Source organism: Saccharothrix sp. NPDC042600 (assembly GCF_040647305.1).
Taxonomy (GTDB): domain Bacteria; phylum Actinomycetota; class Actinomycetes; order Mycobacteriales; family Pseudonocardiaceae; genus Actinosynnema; species Actinosynnema mutabilis.
The window spans coordinates 1-16385 of record NZ_JBEZBW010000044.1; the positions used below are offsets into that span (position 1 = coordinate 1).

The following is a 16385-nucleotide window of genomic DNA, read 5'->3' on the forward strand; positions in this document are numbered from 1 at the left end:
CGGCGTGCGCGTTGGGCCGGCGGCGTGGGCGGCTTGCCGGCGGCGTGCGCGTTGGGCCGGCGGCGTGCGCGGCTTGCCGGCGGCGGTGTGTGGTGTGGCGGCGGGTGGCTGTGTGCGAGGTGGCTGTGTGCGGGGTGGGGTCAGGAGACCGTGAAGGTTTGCGCGATCGGGTTGAACAGCGTGTCGCGGCCGGTCTCCTCCTGCTCCGTCGGGAACACGACCTCCACCACCCACAGGTCCGTCCCCCGGGGCAGCACGCGCGAGTACCGCGAACGCCGCAGCGGCTCCTCCCGCCCGTCCGGCACGATCGCCCGCTCCACCGTCCGGTAGCTGAACTGCACCGCCTCCTCCGGCCCCCCGACCGGCAACGGCGGCGCCTGTTCCACCACCTCGCCGAAGTACGTGTCCTCCGCCCACCGCGATCGCACCAGCTGCAGGTAGTCCGTGATCTTCCGCTTCGGGTAGAAGTCCGCGAACCGCTGCACCGTCACCTCGTACACCCCGGTCGGCGCGACCAGGTGCACGACCGTGCTCGGCACCAGCCCCTTGTTCGTGCGCTGCTCCAGGAAGCTCGTCCAGTCCGCCCCGACGTCGATGGTGAACTCCGCCCCCTGCTCGCCCTTCGCCGTCGCCGCCGACGCCGTGGTGGGCCGCAGCGACACCGTCGAGGAGATCGCCGGCAGGGACGGCCCCGGCACGTCCGGCGGCGGCAGCAGGGTCGCGCCGGCCAGGGTGCGCGTGATCGCGAACCCCGCGCTGCCGCCGATCAGGAACAACACCACCGCGAACACCCCCACCACCCAGAACGGCGTCCGCCGCGCGGGCAGGGTGTGCGTGAACGGCAGCGGACCGGGGTCGGCGGCCAGCGGGGTGTCGCCCGGCACGGGCGTCTTGACCAGCGGCGGGCGGACGATCTCCACCACCGGGCGGGTCTCCTCGGACGCCGGGAACACGTCGGTGCCCGGGTCCGGCAACAGGTGCCGCACGAAGCGGCGCACCTCGGACAACGGCATGCGCTCGGCCGGGTCCTTCGTCATCAGCCCCGCCACGACCGGCGCGAGTTCCCCGCACACCTCCGCCGACGGCACCTCGCCGTGCACGACCTGGTTGATGGTCTGCAGCACGTTCGCGCCCTCGTACGGCTGCTGCCCGGTCATCGCCGCGAACAGCGAAGCGCCCAACGACCACTGGTCCGCCGCCGGCGACACCGCGCCACCCGCCGCCACCTCCGGCGCGATGAACGCGGGCGTCCCCAGCGTGATGCCCCGGCTGGTCAGGGTGGCTTCGGCGACGTTGCGCGCGATGCCGAAGTCGGTCAGCTTCACCCGGCCGTCGTCGGCGACGAGCACGTTGCCCGGCTTCACGTCCCGGTGCGTGATCCCGGCCCGGTGCGCGGCCTCCAGGGCGGCCGCCACGGCGTCCGCGACGACCGCGCCCTGCACGGCGGACAGCGGACCGCGCCGCCGCACCACGTCCGCGAGCGACTCCGACGGCACCAGTTCCATCACCACGTACGGGTCGCCGTCGACCTGCTGCACGTCGTAGAGCGTCACCACGTTCGGGTGAGCCAGCTGCGCGACCGAGCGCGCCTCCCGCAGGGTGCGTTCGCGCAACAGCTCCGCCTCGGTGTCCGGGGTGCCCGGCGGCACCAGGACCTCCTTCACGGCGACGTCCCGGCGCAGCACCTCGTCGTGCGCGGCCCACACGGTGCCCATGGAGCCGCGGCCCAGGACGTGGTGCAGGCGGTAGCGGCCGGCGATCAGGCGCTCGGTTTCCACCAGGCCATTGTTCACCGCTCAAGGCGCGTACAAGGACACACTGGTAGACACGACTGCATCGTTCACGGCGGTGAACCTCACATAGCCGCCGCACTACTGCTGAGTAACACTGCGGAGCATGATGGAGCCGACTGGCGAACTGGCGCTGGCCGCCGAATTCCCTGCGCCCGACCGGGAGCAGTGGCTGGAACTGGTCCAGGGCGTGCTCCGCAAGTCGGGCGCGGCCTTCGACTCCCTGGTGACCACCACCTACGACGGCATCCGCCTCCAACCCCTCTACACCGCCGACGACACCGCGCCGCCCGCCGGCTTCCCCGGCCTGGCCCCGTTCACCCGGGGCGGCAAGCCGCAGGGCGCGGTCGAGGGCTGGGACGTCCGGCAGCTGCACCGGGTCGCCGACCGCAACGCGGTCGTGGCCGACCTGGAGAACGGCGTCACGTCCCTCTGGCTGAAGACGCCCAAGGACGAGCTGGACGACGTCCTCGCCGAGGTCTACCTCGACCTCGCCCCGGTCGTCGTGGACGCGGGCGCGGACTTCCGCGCCACCGGCCTGGAGATGCTGCGGATCTGGGACCAGCGCCCGGTGCTGGCGAGCCAGGTCCGGGGCAACGTCGGCGCGGACCCGATCGGCGTCCAGGCCCGCACCGGTGAGCCCGCCGACCTGGAAGCCCTCCGAGACCTGGTCGAGAAGGCCAAAAACTTCCCCGACCTGCGCGTGGTCGTGGTCGACGGCCTGCCCTTCCACGAGGCCGGCGGCTCGGACGCGCAGGAACTCGGCGCCTCGCTCGCGGCGGGCGTGGCCTACCTGCGGGCGCTGACCGACCTGGGCCTCACGCCGCAGAACGCGGTGCGGCTGCTGGAGTTCCGGTACGCGGCGACCGCCGACCAGTTCCTCACCATCGCGAAGTTCCGGGCCGCGCGCCGGCTGTGGGCGCGGGTCACGGAGGTCGCCGGCGCGCCGGCCCCGCAGGTCCAGCACGCGGTCACCTCGCCCGCGATGATGACCCGCCGCGACCCGTGGGTGAACATGCTGCGCACCACGGTCGCCGCGTTCGGCGCGGGCGTGGGCGGCGCGGACTCGGTGACCGTGCTGCCGTTCGACCACGCGATCGGCCTGCCCGACGACTTCGCCCGCCGCATCGCCCGCAACACCCAGTCGCTGCTGCTGGAGGAGTCGCGGGTGGCGGGCGTGATCGACCCGGCCGGCGGCTCCTGGTACGTGGAGAAGCTGACCGACGACCTGGCGCACGCGGCCTGGGCGTGGTTCCGCGAGATCGAGGCCGCGGGCGGGCTCCCGACCGCGTTCCCGCTGGTCACCGACAAGATCGCCGAGACCTGGGCGAAGCGGTCCGAGAACCTCGCCGACCGCACCGACGCCATCACCGGCGTCAGCGAGTTCCCGAACCTCACCGAACAGCCCGTCCAGCGCGAGAAGGCCCCCGAGGAGCCGTCCGGCGGTCTCCCGCGCATCCGGTACGCGCAGGCCTACGAGGCGCTGCGGGACGCCGCCGACGCCGCGCCGGAACGGCCGAAGGTCTTCCTGGCCACGCTGGGCCCGGTCGCCGCGCACACCGCGCGCGCCACGTTCGCCGCGAACCTGTTCCAGGCGGGTGGCATCGAGACCCCGGCGGCGGGCGCGACCAGGACCGTCGAGGACGTGGTGAACGCTTTCAAGGCGAGCGGGGCCCGGATCGCCTGCCTGGCGGGCAGCGAGACCAGCTACGCCGAACTGGCCGCCCCGGTCGCGGACGCCCTGCGCGCGGCGGGCGCCGAGCGGGTGCTCCTGGCGGGCAAGAAGTCCGACGCGCGAATCGACGAGTACGTCTACACCGGTTGTCCGGCGCTGCGGGTGCTGGAGCACACCTTCGAGTTCCTCGGAGTACAGCGATGATCCCGAACTTCGCCGACGTCGAGCTGGGCGAGCCCACCGCGGCCACCGCCGAGCAGTGGCAGGAGGCGCTGCACCAGACCACCGGCAAGGGCCCGGACGCCCTGGTGTGGGAGACGCCGGAGGGCATCGGCGTCAAACCCGTCTACACCGCGGCCGACACCGAGGGCCTGGACTTCCTGCGGACCTACCCGGGCATCGCGCCGTTCCTGCGCGGCCCGTACCCGACGATGTACGTCAACCAGCCGTGGACGATCCGCCAGTACGCGGGCTTCTCCACGGCCGAGGAGTCCAACGCCTTCTACCGCCGCAACCTCGCGGCCGGGCAGAAGGGCCTGTCGGTGGCGTTCGACCTGGCCACCCACCGCGGCTACGACTCCGACCACCCGCGCGTGGCCGGTGACGTCGGCATGGCGGGCGTGGCGATCGACTCGATCTACGACATGCGCCAGCTGTTCGACGGCATCCCGCTGGACAAGATGTCGGTGTCCATGACGATGAACGGCGCGGTGCTGCCCGTGCTCGCGCTCTACGTCGTGGCGGCGGAGGAGCAGGGGGTGGCGCCGGACCAGCTCGCGGGGACGATCCAGAACGACATCCTCAAGGAGTTCATGGTCCGCAACACCTACATCTACCCGCCGCGGCCGTCGATGCGGATCATCTCGGACATCTTCTCGTTCACCTCGCGGAAGATGCCGAAGTTCAACTCCATCTCGATCTCCGGCTACCACATGCAGGAGGCCGGCGCGACGGCCGACCTGGAGCTGGCCTACACGCTCGCGGACGGCGTGGAGTACCTGCGGGCGGGCCGGGACGCGGGCCTGGACATCGACGCGTTCGCCCCGCGCCTGTCGTTCTTCTGGGCCATCGGCATGAACTTCTTCATGGAAGTGGCCAAGATGAGGGCCGCTCGCCTGTTGTGGGCGAAGCTGGTCAAGGGGTTCGACCCGAAGTCGCCGAAGTCGCTGAGCCTGCGCACGCACTGCCAGACCTCCGGCTGGTCGCTGACCGCGCAGGACGTGTTCAACAACGTGGCCCGCACGTGCGTGGAGGCGATGGCCGCCACCCAGGGCCACACCCAGTCCCTGCACACCAACGCGCTGGACGAGGCGCTGGCGCTGCCCACGGACTTCTCCGCGCGCATCGCCCGCAACACCCAGTTGCTGCTCCAGCAGGAGTCCGGCACCACCCGCGTGATCGACCCGTGGGGCGGCAGCGCGTTCGTCGAGCGCCTGACCCACGACCTCGCGCACCGCGCGTGGGCGCACATCACCGAGGTCGAGGCCGCCGGCGGCATGGCGCAGGCGATCGACGCGGGCATCCCGAAGCTGCGCATCGAGGAGGCCGCGGCCCGCACCCAGGCGCGCATCGACTCCGGCCGCCAGCCGGTGATCGGCGTGAACAAGTACCAGGTGGAGTTCGACGAGCAGATCGAGGTGCTCAAGGTCGACAACGCCGGTGTGCGCGCCCAGCAGCTCGCGAAGCTCCAGCGCCTGCGGGAGGAGCGCGACCAGTCCGCTGTGGACAGTGCGCTCAACGCGCTCACCAACGCGGCGGGCGCGGACGGCAACCTCCTGGAGCTGGCCATCGACGCGGCCCGCGCCAAGGCCACCGTCGGCGAGATCTCCGAGGCCCTGGGCAAGGTGTGGGGCCGGCACTCGGCGCAGATCCGCACCATCACCGGCGTCTACCGCGAGGAGGTCGGTTCGGTGTCCAACGTCGACGCCACCCGGCGGGTGGTCGAGGAGTTCGCGGAGGCGGAGGGCCGCCGCCCGCGCATCCTGGTCGCCAAGATGGGCCAGGACGGCCACGACCGCGGCCAGAAGGTCATCGCGACCGCGTTCGCCGACCTCGGCTTCGACGTCGACGTCGGCCCGCTGTTCCAGACGCCGGACGAGGTCGCCCGCCAGGCCGTCGAGGCGGACGTCCACATCGTCGGCGTGTCCTCGCTGGCCGCCGGGCACCTCACGCTGGTGCCCGCGCTGCGCTCGGCGCTGGCCGAGCTGGGCCGCGAGGACATCATGATCGTGGTCGGCGGCGTCATCCCGCCGCAGGACTTCGACGACCTGCGCGCGGCGGGCGCGGCGGCGATCTTCCCGCCCGGCACGGTCATCGCCGACGCGGCAGGTGACCTGCTGAAGAAGCTGTCGGCGCAGCTCGGGCATGCCTAGGCCGCTCGACGTCGGCGAGTACGCCAAGGGCGTGCTCGCCGGCGACCGCGGCACGCTGGCCCGCGCCATCACGCTGGTCGAGTCCACCCGCGCAGACCACCGCCGGCTCGCGCAGGAACTGCTGGTGGAGCTGCTGCCGGCCTCCGGCGGCGCGCACCGGATCGGCATCACCGGCGTGCCGGGGGTGGGCAAGTCGACGTTCATCGACGCGTTCGGGTCGATGCTGACCGAGCGGGGCCACCGGGTCGCGGTGCTGGCCGTGGACCCGTCGTCCACCCGCACCGGCGGCTCGATCCTGGGCGACAAGACCCGCATGGCGCGGCTGGCCGTGGACCCGGCGGCGTTCATCCGGCCGTCCCCGACCTCCGGGACGCTGGGCGGCGTGGCCAAGGCGACCCGCGAGACGATCGTGCTGGTCGAGGCGGCCGGGTTCGACGTGGTGCTGGTGGAGACCGTCGGCGTCGGGCAGTCCGAGGTGGCCGTGGCCAACATGACCGACTGCTCGCTGTTCCTGACCCTCGCGCGCACCGGCGACCAGCTCCAGGGCATCAAGAAGGGCGTGCTGGAGCTGGCCGACGTGATCGCGGTGAACAAGGCGGACGGGCCGTTCGAGCAGGACGCGCGCAAGGCGGCCCGGGAGCTGGCGGGCGCGCTGCGGTTGCTGCGCGCGCCGGACGCCGTGTGGAACCCGCCCGTGCTGACGTGCAGCGGGCTCACCGGGGCCGGGCTGGACACCGTCTGGCAGCAGGTCGTGCAGCACCAGACCGCGCTGCGGGACGCCGGAGAGCTGGCCGAGCGGCGGCGGCGTCAGCAGGTCGAGTGGACGTGGGCGATGGTCAACGACCAGCTGTTGACCGGCCTGCGCACGAATCCGGCGGTGAAAGCGCTGGTCCCGGAGCTGGAGCGGCAGGTGCGCGACGGTGAGCTGACCGCCACGCTGGCCGCCGAACGCATCCTCGCCGCCTTCACCGCCCGTGAAGACCACACCGGTTTGGACGACCGCTGACCGAGGTAACCATCGGCTAGTCTTGGTGACCATGTGGCGATCTGTGCTCGCGGTGTGCCTCGTCGTGCTGGCCGGAGCCTTCACCGTGACGGGAGTGGCGAACGCCACAGACCACGTGCACGTCGCCGCCGTCCAGCCGACCGACACGGTCTCACCTGGGCCGGACATCAACGCGCCGCAGCAACCCGACACCGGCGTGAACCCCGAGACGCGCAGGAAGTTGTGGATCGGTGGTATCGCGCTGGTGCTGTTCGCCCTCGTTTACTGGCGTAACAAGAAGCGGTGGGACAAGTGGCGGAAGGCCAAGAAGGGCTGACCGCTCGTCGTCCTCCGCGCAACGGCGCGGGACCCGACCGCACGGAGGTCGGGTCGCGGTCCGGTCGCAGGCGGCTGGGGTGCGGCTGTATCCCAATAGTTGGGACACGCCGGTCGTTATATGGTCTCCTGCTGTAGGAGCGCCTGCGCGGACTTGATCGGTCTGACCGAATCCCGCGCACCGCTTGGCGCAGCCGCGCGACCGGCCGGCGTTGATCGACGTCGTCGGCCCACGGCCTGCCGACACGTGATGCAGGATGGACGCAAATGGGTACCGACTTCGAGGTGAGAACGCGCTCGGCCGTCGAGCGGTACTCGAATGCGCTGGTAGGGCTCTCGCGCAGCATCCACGCCGAACCCGAGCCGGCCTTCGCCGAGCACCGCAGCGCCGCCAAGGTGGCCGACCTGCTCGCCGCCGAGGGCTTCGAGGTCGAGCGCGGCGTGGCCGACCTGGACACCGCGTTCACGGCCTCGTTCGGCTCCGGCGACCTCGTGCTCGGTCTGTGCGCGGAGTACGACGCGCTGCCCGAGGTCGGACATGCTTGCGGGCACAACGTCATCGCCGCCGCGTCCGCCGGGGCCGCCCTGGCGCTGCGGGACGTGGCCGACGAGCTGGGCCTGACGGTCCGGGTGATCGGCACGCCCGCCGAGGAGGTCGGCGGCGGCAAGGTGCTCATGCTGGAGCGCGGGGTGTTCGACGACGTCTCGCTGTCGATGATGGTCCACCCCGCTCCGTACGAGGCCATCGCCGCCCGCTCGCTGGCCATCACCGACGTCGAGGTCCACTACAGCGGCCGTCCCTCGCACGCCGCCGCCGCGCCCCACCTGGGCGTGAACGCCGCCGACGCCATCACCGTCGCCCAGGTCGCCATCGGGCTCGCCCGCCAGCACCTGGAGCCCGGCCAGATGGTCAGCGGCATCGTCACGCGCGGCGGCACGGTCCCCAACGTCGTCCCCGACCGCACGTCGGCCATGTTCGACCTGCGGGCGGAGGACATGGAGTCCCTGCACCGCCTGGAGCAGCGCATCAACCGCTGCTTCGAGGCCGGCGCCCTGGCCACCGGGTGCACGCACGAGGTCGTCAAGGTCTCGCCCGTGTACGCCGAACTCACCCCGGACCCCTGGCTGGCCGACGCCTACCGGCGCGCGGTCACCGCACTCGGCCGCACGCCGCTCAGCGCGGAGGAAGAACGCGGCCACAAGATCGGCAGCACCGACATGGGCAACATCACCCGCGCGCTGCCGGCCATCCACCCGACCATCGCCATCGACTGCGGAGACGCGGTGAACCACCAAATCGAGTTCGCGACCGCCTGTGCCTCGGCTTCGGCCGACCGAGCCGTGCTCGACGGGGCACTCGCCCTGGCCTGGACAACGATCGCCGCGGCGTCCGACGACGCGCAGCGGGCCCGGCTGCTGGGCGGTGCGGCATGACGGTTCTCGACTCGCGCCTGCCGCCGGGTGAGGAGGGCTCCGAGGTGCTGTTGACGGAACGCGGGGTCAGCATTGCCCCTGTGGAAGATCCGGGAGCGGGGCGCGGCCCCTCGTGGCTGGACGACTGGCTCACCGCCAACGCGTCCGAGGTGGTGGCCTGGCGCCGCCACATCCACGCGCACCCGGAGCTGTCCCGCAAGGAGTTCGCGACCACCGAGCTGATCTCGGACGTCCTGCGCTCGGCGGGCCTCAAGCCCCGCGTCCTGCCCGGCGGCACCGGCCTGGTCTGCGACGTCGGCAACGGCCCGCGCTGCGTGGCCCTGCGCGCCGACATCGACGCGCTGCCGGTCACCGAGAACACCGGCGCGCCCTACGCGTCCACTGTGGACGGTGTGGCGCACGCGTGCGGTCACGACGCCCACACGACGATCCTGCTGGGTGCGGCCCTGGCGCTGGCCTCGGCCACCGAGCTGCCCGGACGGGTGCGCCTGGTGTTCCAGCCGGCGGAGGAGGTCATGCCCGGCGGGGCGCTGGACGTGCTGGCCGCCGGCGGCCTGGACGGCGTGGAGCGCATCTTCGGCCTGCACTGCGACCCGAGGCTCCCGGTGGGCCGCATCGGCACCCGCATCGGCGCCATCACCTCCGCCAGCGACCTGCTGGAACTCCGCCTGACGTCCCCCGGCGGGCACACGTCCCGTCCGCACCTGACGGCGGACCTGGTCCACGCGCTGGGCACGGTCATCACGGGGCTGCCGACGCTGCTGTCGCGGCGGGTGGACCCCCGTTCGGGGACGGTGCTGGTCTGGGGTGCCGTGCACGCCGGCGAGGCCGCCAACGCGGTGCCGCAGGACGGCGTCCTGCGCGGGACCCTGCGGACCGGCGACCGGGACATCTGGGCCGAGCTGGAGCCGTTGATCAAGGAGCTGACCGGCGCGCTGCTGGCCCCGACCGGTGTCGGGTTCGACCTGCACCACCGCCGCGGCGTGCCGCCGGTGGTGAACGACCGCGAGTCGACCATGTTGCTCCGGGCCGGCATCGAGGCGGCGTTGGGCGAGGACGCGCTGGCCGGCACCGAGCAGTCGTCGGGTGGCGAGGACTTCGGGTGGTACCTGGAGCACGTGCCGGGGTCGTTCGCGCGGTTGGGCGTGTGGAACGGGGTGGAGAAGCAGCGCGACCTGCACCAGCCCGGGTTCGACCTGGACGAACGGGCCCTGCTAGTCGGCGTCCGGGTCATGGTCCACGCCGCTCTCGCCGCACTCGCCTGACGCAAGGCGCAGCCGCAGTTGCTTTTCCTTTTGGCTGTTGAGCCAAAGGAAGGGCTTCGGTTCGTCCCCCGTACGGCCTGGGCGCAGCCCAACCACAGATCGTCGGGGTCGGCCTGAAAAAGTTTTGCGAGGAACGAGCGAAAGTTTTTTGGCCGACCCCGGCGATCTGTGGTTGCCTCCGGCAGGTCGTGCGGGGGACGAACCGACGCTCTTCCTCCCCCGGGGGCCTGCCTGCCGGCGAGGCGCTTTTATCTTTAGAGCGCTCCGCGCGTTCGTCTTGCGAGCGCTCTGCGCGTTCGTCTTGAAAGCGCTCCGCGCGTTCGTCTTGAGAGCGCGGAGCGCGTTGCTTGAAGCTCTCGAAAAGATCAAAAGCGCCTCGCCGGCGGGCAGGCCCCCGGGGAGGAAAAGCAAAAGCGGGGCTTTTCCGTCCTCCCCGTACGGCCTGGCGGAGCCAACCACAGATTCCCCCGGGTGCCGCTAAAATTTTTGCTCGTTCCTCACAAAAATTTCGGCTGCACCCGGGGAAATCTGTGGTAGCCCTTCGGGCAGGCCGTACGGGGAGGACGGAAAAGCCAAAAGCGGGGGCGCTGCGCGCCCCGGAAGCGAGGCGCTGCGCGCCCCGAAAGCCGACGAGTGGCATCCGTGGGGCGGGCGGCGTGAGGGCTTGGGGGGAGGGCTTGCGCCTACGCTGGAGTGTGTGAGCGTGGTCTTGTTGGCCGAGGACGACCCGGCTATCGCCGAGCCGTTGTCGCGTGCCCTCCAGCGTGAGGGGTACCAGGTGCAGGTCGTCGGGGACGGGCCCGGCGCGTTGGAGGCCACCGCGCAGGGCGGTGTGGACCTGCTGGTGCTCGACCTCGGGTTGCCCGGCATGGACGGGCTGGAGGTGTGCCGTCGGCTGCGGGCCGGTGGGCGTGGGGTGCCCGTGTTGATGCTCACCGCGCGTTCCGACGAGGTCGACTTCGTCGTCGGCCTGGACGCGGGTGCGGACGACTACGTGGCCAAGCCGTTCCGGTTGGCCGAGCTGATGGCCCGCATCCGCGCCCTGCTGCGCCGGCGTGCGCCGGGGACGTTGGAGGTCAACGGGGTGCGCATGGACCTCGCGGCCCGGCGGGTCACCGTGGACGGGCAGGAGGTGCAGTTGGCGAACAAGGAGTTCGAGCTGCTGCGTGTGCTGATCCAGCGGGCCGGGCAGGTGGTGCACCGGGACGAGATCCTGTCCGAGGTCTGGAACGACCCCGAGCTGAAGAGCAGCAAGACGCTCGACATGCACATGTCGTGGTTGCGGCGGAAGCTCGGGGACGTGCGGTCCGTCGAGCGGCGGATCGCGACCGTGCGCGGTGTCGGTTTCCGGTTCAACACCGCTGACTGATGCGCCGCCGCATACTGCGGGCCATCCTGCTCGCCGTCGCCGTCACCGGGTTCGCGCTCGGCATCCCCCTCGGGTACACCGCCCTGCGGCTGGTCGAGGACGGGGCGCGCGGCGACCTGTCGGTGCGGGCGCAGCGGATCGCCGCGTTGATCGACGACCAGATCGCGACCGGCCAGCCGATCGACCTCGCGCCGGTCGAGGTGGGCGTGCCGGAGGGCGGCCACCTGGTGGTGACCTCCGCCGGCGGGCGCAAGGAGCTGGGGACCTCGCCGGGCGCGGACCCGTTGTCGGTGGAGATACCGATCGCGCAACAGGGGACCGTGCGGCTGGAGATCCCGTCGGGGCCGATGCACACCTCCCAGTACCAGGTGGCGGCGCTGGTCGTGCTGCTCGTGGTGCTGTCGGTGGGCACGGGCACGGTCGTCGCCACCGTGACCGCCCGCAAGCTCGCCGCCCCCCTGCGGCACGTGGCGGTGCGGGCGGCCCGGTTGGGCGCGGGGGACTTCCGGCGCGACGACCGGCGGCACGGGGTCGAGGAGCTGGACCTGGTCGCCGAGGCGCTGGACCGGTCCGCCGGGGCGCTGGCGTTGCTGGTGCAGCGGGAACGGGAGCTGGTCGGCGACGTGTCGCACCAGTTGCGCAGCCGGTTGACGGCGTTGCAACTGCGGTTGGAGGCGCTGTCGGTGCACCCGGAGCCGGACACGGCGGCGGAGGCGCGGGCGGCGCTGGAGCAGGCGGAGCGGTTGGCGGAGGTGCTCGACGAGCTGCTGGCGGCGGCCCGCGCGGCGCGGGCGGTCGGCGCGGAACCGCTGGACCTGCGGACCGCGCTGACCGCGATCGCCGAGGAGTGGCGGGAACCGCTGCGCGGCGACGGGCGCGCGCTGCGGGTCCGGGTGCCGGAGGGCTTGCTGGCGCGGGCGACGCCGGCGCGGCTGCGGGAGGCCATCGGGGTGCTGCTGGACAACGCCCTGCGGCACGGCCAGGGCCAGGTGGTCGTGTCCGCGCGCCGCGACGAGGGGACCGTGGTGGTCGAGGTCGCCGATGGCGGCGCGGGCGTGCCGGACGAGCTGGCCGGGCACATCTTCGAACGCGGCGTGTCCGGCGGCGGGTCCACCGGCGTGGGCCTGGCCCTGGCCCGGGCGCTGGTGGACGCGGACGGCGGACGACTCGAACTGTCCACCGCCCGACCCGCGACCTTCGCGGTCTACCTGCCGGTGCCCAAGGCCGACGACGTGGTGGGCGTGACCTGGCGCTCCGACCTCACGCCCCGCTAGCCGACGACTCGCCGGACGTGGCGGGTGTGGCGGAGTCGGCGGGTGTGCCGGCTTCCGGGGTGCCGGCGGCGGTCGCGGCGGGCACCGGTTGGGTCCGGTCCGCCTGCTCGGCCGGCTCCGGTTCGCCGGTCCGGTCGGGTTGGGGGAGGAGGCCGACCGCGCCGCGCACCACCTGCGCCCACACCAGGCGGCCGAACAGGTAGTGGCAGGCGACGTCCTCGCTGGTGAACCGGGCCCAGTCGTAGCGGTTGCCCTGTTCGCGCCAGAAGACCTCGAAGCCCTCGTCGTCGCGGACCAGGCACCACGTGTTGTCCGCCTCGGCCCCGATCGACACGACCTCCGCGGGCACGCCCACCGCCAACAGCCAGCCCTGCACGGACTCGGCGTTCATCGGACCTCCTCCAGGTAGCCGAAGGCGACCAGCTCGGCCACCGCGTGGGTCGTCCGGTACCGCACCCCGCCGCCGCGCTGCCCGAACCACTCGGCGGACAGCGTGAACCACACCGGCAGCTCCCGGACCACCCGGTACCGGTGGTACCCGGCGTCCAGCGCGGCGGGCGGCAGGGAGCGCTCGGCGAAGGGCGTGCCCAGCTCGGACAGCACCCGGCCCTCGGGCGTGCCGAACCGGTCCAGCTCGACGCCCACCGCGAGCACACCGGGCTGCCCGGCCTCGTACCCGCCCTCGGGGAACAGCTCACCGGGCGGCCACGCGTACTCGGGCGGGTCGGCGCGGACCAGGAACCGGCGGTCCCAGTCGCGTTCGTGCATGCCGGCCAACGGGTCGTAGCCGTCCAGCAGCGCCGGGTCGGGCTCGGCGGCCGGGCCGTGCGCGAACCTCGGCAGCGGGCGGGCGGACGCGTCGACCAGGTCGCCGTCGGGGTGGCCCTGCGGCTCGAACCGCAGACCCGAGGCGAACTCCTGCTCCTCGGACGGCGTCGGCAACTGCCGGGCCGGCGTGCGCCGGGCGGGCGGCAGGGTGCCGCCGGGGAACATGTGCAGCAGGAAGAGCGCGACCGACTCGTCACCGGGTTCGGCGGTCTGGGCGGCCCGCTGCGGTGCGCCGGGCAGCTCCACCGAGACGGCCGGACCGGTCCCGAGCACACCGGACATCGAGCCGAACGACACCCCGCCCGCCGCGGGACCGGTGCCGACGTACCCGTGGGCCGGGCCGCCGGTCGCCGCCTGGCCGGGCACCCAACCCGGCAGGAACGCCTGCGCCTGGCCACCGCGGACGAGGAGGTCGCGGGCCAGCGGGAGGACGGCGAGCCCGTAGGCGGCCTGCTCGGCGGCCTTGGCGGCGTCCTTGGCCGGGTCCTTGGGGGCGACACCGTCCTTGGGCTGCCCGGACTGGTTCTGCCCGCCCTGGTTCTGGCCGGACTGGTTCTGGCTGCTCTGGTTCTGGCCGGACTGGGTGCTCTGGCCGCCTTGGTTCTGCGCCGCGGTCTGCCCCTGGCCCGCACCCTGGCCCGTTTGAGCCGCACCGGCCGAGCCGCCCGCGGTCGGGCTGCCTGCCGAGGGGCCGCCGGTGGTGGGAGTGCCGGTGGTGGGGCTGCCGGTGGTCGGGCCGGTGGCGGTCGGCTGGCCTGCGCGTGCCGCCTGCTGGGCCGCCTGACTCTGCGCCTGATTCTGGGCCTGACTCTGGGCCTGACCGGCCGCCGGGGCCTGGGTCGCCGCCGCGCCCGCCGCCGCACCGCTCGCCGCGGCACCGGCGGCCGGAGCGGACACGCCGCCACCCACGCCACCGCCGCCCAGACCGCCGCCGCCCAGACCGCCGCCGCCCAGACCGCCGCCGGGACCACCGAGGCCACCGCCGCCGGGACCACCCACACCGGGTCCCTGAGGGGTGTTCGGCGTCGGACCCGTCGGCTGGGCAGGCGCGTGGGGCGTCTCCGTCGGCAACAGGGGCCGCTCCAGGACCGCCGCCGCCGACTGCGTCACGGTGTCCGCCGTACGACCGACCGTCTCCACGACCGGCTGGGCCGGGCCACCGCCGAGCACCGGCGAAGCGACCTGCTCCACCAAGCCCGGCACGACCTGCGGGCGTCCGGGCGCGTCGGGGCGACCCTGCGGACCGTCGTGACCGGGCGGACCGCCGGGCAGCACGTCCGCCGCCCCCTGCACGGTCCGGCCGACCGTGTCCGTCACGCCCTGCGTCGTGTCGCCCACGACCTCCACCGCGCCGTGCACGACCTTGCCGGTCGTGTCGAGCACCGGGTCCACGACCGCGGCCACGGGCGCGGCGACCGTCTCGACCACCCGGCCGAGGAGTCCACCGCCCTGTCCGGCACCCGGCTGGGCCTGACCCGGCTGGCCCTGGCCCGGCTGGGCCTGACCCGGTGCGACCGGCTGTTGCGCCTGGTTCTGGCCGCCGTCGAGGATGCCGCCGAGCAAGCCGCCCTGGCCGGGCTGTCCGCCGAGCAGGCCACCGCCGAGCAGGCCACCGCCGAGCAGACCACCCGGAGCGCCACCGGGCGCACCACCCGAAGTGCCGGGAGCGCGTCCGTCGGCCGGACCGTTCCCGGGCACCGCCGCGCCGTCGCCGGGACCGGTCGGAGCCGGGCCGTGCACGCCGGGGTTCACGTCCACCAGGGGTCGGCCGCCGATCTGGACGCCGCTGTCCAGGCGGACCGCGCTGGTCAGCGTGTCCGTCAGGTGCGCGACGTTGGCCGCCGCGCCCCGCACGGCCGTGTCCAGGCCCAGCAACGCCGTCGGGTGGCCGGCCGCGGCGGCCTGGTTGGCCGCGTCGTTGTTCTTGGCCAGGTTGACCAGTTCCCGCACCAGCTCGACCTTGGCCGCGCCCACCTGCTGGGCCGCGTGGTCGAGCCGGTCGGCGGCGGCGTTGCAGCCGCGCACGGCCTCGTCGAGCTTGCCGTCCGGGCCGGTGAACTTCGTCCAGTGGCGGCGGGCCGCGTCGCCGGTCTCGCCGGTCAGGCCGGCCAGCGCCCGGGACGCCGCCCCGTCGGACTCGCCGGCCAGCGCGGAGAGCCTGGTGCCCGCCTCGCGCCACGCGCCGGCGGACGAGCGCAGCGCGTCCTCGTCGGCCTGCGGCCAGGTCACGCCCGCTTTGGCGGCGACCTCGGCCAGCTCGGCCGGCAGCTCGATCCCCATCCCCTGCCCCTTTAGATCGCGCCGAAGGAGGTGCTGGTGCCGTCTTCCGCCGCGCGGTAGGTGCGGGCGGTCTCGGTGAGGCGTTCGCCGATGCCGCCGAACTCGCGGCCGAGGCCGCCCAAGCGGCTCAGGGCGTCGGTGGCCGGCTGGACGTGCGAGGAGGCGAAGCTCTGCCCGATGGCGTCGGAGCCCCAGCACGCGCCGAGCGAGTCGAGCACGCCGCCGAGGTCGCCGAAGATCGTCCCGGCCCGCTCGGCGAACGCGCCGAAGTCCGTCGCGCCGGCGGTCAGCTTCGCGAGGTCGGTCTCGAAACCGCTCATCTGGGTCCCCCGGTGGTCTCGACGTTCAGCCAGTCGCGCTGCTCGAAGTCCTCGTCGTCCTCGACGACCCGGCGGGGCCGCTTCGGCGCGGGCGGCGCGATCTCCTCCGGGCGGAGGTCCGCGGTGCCGCGCACGAGCGCTTCGGGGTCGGTCCCGGCGGGCAGCACCGGCGCCATCGCCCGGTAGGTCCGCTCGGCGGCCTTGGCGGCGGCGTCCTGGGTGGTCCGCACGATCACCTGGGCGAGCTGCGCGGGCCGCAACCGGTAGGCGGCGTCGGTCAGCTCCAGGTCGGTCAGCGTGCCCTGCGCGCCGACGGTCGCCGTGACCGAACCGTCCGGGCTGGTCGCGGACGCGCTCACCTTCGCCAGGTCGCGCTGCACGGACGCGAGCTGGTCCCGGCTGCGGCGGTAGTCCGCCAGCAGTTCGTCCACCTGGGCTCGGTGATCGGTCGTCACGG

The 16385-nt window shown here is 73.4% G+C and carries 12 protein-coding genes and 1 pseudogene; 8 read left to right on the forward strand and 5 right to left on the reverse strand.

Features of this window, described 5'->3' with window-relative positions; genetic code table 11:
- Nucleotides 1-140: 140 nt before the first annotated feature.
- Entirely contained in the window at nucleotides 141-1778 is a 1638-nt protein-coding gene (locus AB0A74_RS24345; RefSeq protein WP_358252793.1) for a serine/threonine-protein kinase, read from the reverse strand.
- A gap of 121 nt (nucleotides 1779-1899) precedes the next feature.
- On the opposite strand from AB0A74_RS24345, the gene AB0A74_RS24350 reads away from it, so the two are divergent.
- The 8 genes from AB0A74_RS24350 to AB0A74_RS24385 all read left to right on the forward strand — a co-directional run bounded on the left by AB0A74_RS24350 (nucleotide 1900) and on the right by AB0A74_RS24385 (nucleotide 12500).
- Nucleotides 1900-3669, forward strand: coding sequence for a methylmalonyl-CoA mutase family protein (locus AB0A74_RS24350; RefSeq protein WP_358252886.1), 1770 nt, complete (start codon nucleotides 1900-1902; stop codon nucleotides 3667-3669).
- Nucleotides 3666-5837 carry a methylmalonyl-CoA mutase gene (gene scpA, locus AB0A74_RS24355; protein WP_358252795.1) on the forward strand — a complete coding sequence of 724 codons (2172 nt, stop codon included), beginning with the start codon at nucleotides 3666-3668 and terminating at the stop codon, nucleotides 5835-5837. Before AB0A74_RS24350 ends, scpA begins: the two co-directional genes overlap by 4 nt.
- Complete coding sequence (gene meaB / locus AB0A74_RS24360) at nucleotides 5830-6843, forward strand: methylmalonyl Co-A mutase-associated GTPase MeaB (RefSeq protein ID WP_358252797.1); 1014 nt, start codon at nucleotides 5830-5832, stop codon at nucleotides 6841-6843. The genes scpA and meaB overlap by 8 nt, the downstream gene beginning before the upstream one ends.
- Before the next feature lie 31 nt (nucleotides 6844-6874).
- The gene (locus tag AB0A74_RS24365) at nucleotides 6875-7159 is read left to right on the forward strand and encodes a hypothetical protein (RefSeq protein WP_343940054.1); all 285 of its coding nucleotides are present in this window, start codon (nucleotides 6875-6877) and stop codon (nucleotides 7157-7159) included.
- A 266-nt stretch (nucleotides 7160-7425) separates the two neighbouring features.
- Nucleotides 7426-8592 (forward strand): M20 family metallopeptidase, encoded by a 1167-nt coding sequence (locus tag AB0A74_RS24370; RefSeq protein ID WP_358252799.1) that lies wholly within the window; start codon nucleotides 7426-7428, stop codon nucleotides 8590-8592.
- Nucleotides 8589-9857 carry an amidohydrolase gene (locus AB0A74_RS24375; RefSeq protein WP_358252800.1) on the forward strand — a complete coding sequence of 423 codons (1269 nt, stop codon included), beginning with the start codon at nucleotides 8589-8591 and terminating at the stop codon, nucleotides 9855-9857. The genes AB0A74_RS24370 and AB0A74_RS24375 overlap by 4 nt, the downstream gene beginning before the upstream one ends.
- Nucleotides 9858-10560: 703 nt before the next feature.
- Nucleotides 10561-11226 (forward strand): response regulator transcription factor, encoded by a 666-nt coding sequence (locus AB0A74_RS24380; protein ID WP_358252888.1) that lies wholly within the window; start codon nucleotides 10561-10563, stop codon nucleotides 11224-11226.
- Nucleotides 11226-12500, forward strand: a complete 1275-nt coding sequence (locus AB0A74_RS24385; protein WP_358252802.1) for an ATP-binding protein — start codon at nucleotides 11226-11228, stop codon at nucleotides 12498-12500. Before AB0A74_RS24380 ends, AB0A74_RS24385 begins: the two co-directional genes overlap by 1 nt.
- Nucleotides 12501-12642: 142 nt before the next feature.
- On the opposite strand, the pseudogene AB0A74_RS24390 reads toward AB0A74_RS24385, so the two are convergent.
- The 4 genes and pseudogenes from AB0A74_RS24390 to AB0A74_RS24405 all read right to left on the reverse strand — a co-directional run.
- Nucleotides 12643-12891: pseudogene (locus AB0A74_RS24390) on the reverse strand (hypothetical protein); the annotation flags it as partial.
- Complete coding sequence (locus tag AB0A74_RS24395; RefSeq protein ID WP_358252804.1) at nucleotides 12888-15608, reverse strand: TNT domain-containing protein; 2721 nt, start codon at nucleotides 15606-15608, stop codon at nucleotides 12888-12890. The pseudogene AB0A74_RS24390 and the gene AB0A74_RS24395, both read right to left, overlap by 4 nt.
- An 11-nt stretch (nucleotides 15609-15619) precedes the next feature.
- The gene (locus AB0A74_RS24400) at nucleotides 15620-15928 is read right to left on the reverse strand and encodes a hypothetical protein (RefSeq protein ID WP_358252806.1); all 309 of its coding nucleotides are present in this window, start codon (nucleotides 15926-15928) and stop codon (nucleotides 15620-15622) included.
- On the reverse strand, nucleotides 15925-16383 hold the full coding sequence (locus AB0A74_RS24405; protein WP_358252808.1) for a YbaB/EbfC family nucleoid-associated protein: 459 nt from the start codon (nucleotides 16381-16383) through the stop codon (nucleotides 15925-15927). Before AB0A74_RS24405 ends, AB0A74_RS24400 begins: the two co-directional genes overlap by 4 nt.
- Nucleotides 16384-16385: the final 2 nt, after the last annotated feature.